General features: G+C 66.3%; 2 protein-coding genes and 1 pseudogene. All 3 read right to left on the bottom strand.

What is annotated here, in order from left to right; genetic code table 11:
• On the bottom strand, positions 1–479 hold a 479-nt coding region (locus EN984_RS32785; protein WP_245480169.1), incomplete at its 3' end, for an isocitrate/isopropylmalate family dehydrogenase.
• A gap of 213 nt (positions 480–692) precedes the next feature.
• On the bottom strand, positions 693–1,586 hold the full coding sequence (locus EN984_RS32780) for a LysR family transcriptional regulator (protein ID WP_024504879.1): 894 nt from the start codon (positions 1,584–1,586) through the stop codon (positions 693–695).
• A gap of 240 nt (positions 1,587–1,826) precedes the next feature.
• Positions 1,827–1,928 (bottom strand): annotated as a pseudogene (locus EN984_RS39120) (protein-L-isoaspartate(D-aspartate) O-methyltransferase); the annotation flags it as partial.
• Between the last annotated feature and the right edge of the window lie 2 nt (positions 1,929–1,930).

The following is a 1,930-nucleotide window of genomic DNA, read 5'->3' as shown; positions in this document are numbered from 1 at the left end:
ATCCGCATCGTGTCGGTGGCGACCTTGTCGTCGGTCACGATGCCCTTGCCGCGCGAGGCAAACAGCCCCTCGGTCGATTCTCGCACCAGCGCGAAATCGATCTCGGAAGCGCGCGGCGAAGCCAGCGCCAGCGGCACGCCGGGAATGGCCCGGATCGGGCGCAGGCCCGCGTAGAGCTTCATGCGAAAGCGCATGTCGAGCTGGGGGGCTGGCTCGGTGCCGTCGGGATGGCGGATGTCCGGCGAGCCCATGGCGCCGAACAGGATGGCGTCGGCCCGTTCGGCCGCCTCGAATCCCTCTTCGGTCATGGCGACGCCGGTCTCCTGATACTGGCGGGCGCCGCCATTGACGCGCTCCATCTTGAAGCCGATGTCGTGACGCTTCTCGATCACCTCCAGCACCGCCGTCGCCGCCTCCATAACCTCGACGCCGATGCCGTCGCCCGGCATGATCGCGAGCCGAAAAGAGTTCTCTCTCATGAAATTCTCCCGGAGCGCCGTATCTCCCCGACGGGGATGGACGCCCACGCTTTGAATGGATGCATCGCGCTTGCCGAAGACCGGTTTGCGATCCTGGACCCGATACTGGTGAACACGGCGCGACGTTATGATGGCTGCCGCCGACGCGACAGTATCGGTTCGGCAGGCCCCCCTTATCAAACAGCGACGATCGGCGGCGGCTGGCGATCACCGCTATGGGACGGACCGCAGGTGATCGAGCATGAACAGCGCCGCGGTCGTCAGCTGTCGGTCGTTGCGGACGCAGATGACGTGCGGACGCGTCGACCATTCGTCGAGCAGCGGAATGGCGCAGACCCGGTCGTTGCCGACTTTGTCGGCCAGCACGCCGTCCGGCAGGATAGTGATGCCGAGCCCGGCCTCGACCATACGCACGGCCGATTCGAAGGTCTTCACCTCGATGCACGTCTTCAGCGTCATGCTGAGCGCGTCGGCCGCACCCGCGAGCAGGGTGCCGAGCGAACTGGTGACGGCGAGCCCGACATGGTCGAAGCCGAGCGTGTCGGCAAAGCGCACCCCGCCCGACGTGCTGAGCGGGTGGCCGGCCGGAACCAGAACCACCAGCTTGTCGTGCCTGTAGTCGAAGACATCCAGCGCATCCGGGAAGGCCATGTTGCCCGCGAGGATACCGATGTCCGTCAGGCCCTCGATCGTCGCCTGCAGGACGCCGAGGCTCGAATCCTCGACCAGGATGATCTTCACCGAGGGATAGGCCTTGGTGAAGCTGGCGATCTGGCTCGGCATGTATTGAACGATGGCCGAGGTGTGCGCGTGAATGCGCACCTGGCCGGCGACGCCGGAGGCGAAGGTGCTCATCTCCGAGGTCATCCGGTTGATCTGGCTGAACAGGGTCGCCGCGTGCTTGGCGAGCATCTCGCCGGCGGGCGTCGCCTCGACGCCGCGCGAATGCCGATAGAACAGCGGCGCCCCGAGTTCCGATTCAAGCGAGTGGAGGCGCTTGCTGATCGCCGACGACGCGATGTTCTCGCGCGCCGCCGCCTTGCTGATGTTGCCCAGATTGTAGACGGCAAGGAAGATTCTGAGCGTCGTGAAATCGGGATGGAACATGCCGTTCTGCCTTTGTTGGGTGGAACCGCTAGTCCTTAAGCGACAATCCGGCAGCGTCAAGCGCGGCCGGATTGGGAACGGTTGGCGCCGCGCGTCAGTCCTCTTCGGGCCCCGCATTGTTCGCCGATGAGCGGGAGGAACCGGCCGCCGCCGAAATCCTCCTCCCTGTAGGTCGCGGCTGCCCTTCGTGCGGTCCTGACGAGACGCTGGCTGTAGGGTCTTCGCCGACGGGATCAAGAGCCGGCCACCGATGTCGAGCTGTTCGCGCAGGGCGGGCGGCGGGGCGGGCGCGGCAGCCGCCACCAGGATGGCGTCGAAGGGCGCGGCGTCCGGCCAGCCCATGG

Origin of the sequence: Mesorhizobium sp. M7A.F.Ca.CA.004.12.1.1 (assembly GCF_003997835.1) — a bacterium.
Taxonomy (GTDB): domain Bacteria; phylum Pseudomonadota; class Alphaproteobacteria; order Rhizobiales; family Rhizobiaceae; genus Mesorhizobium.
Note: the sequence above shows the minus strand (reverse complement) of the source record. Positions and strands in the feature narration are given on the sequence as shown.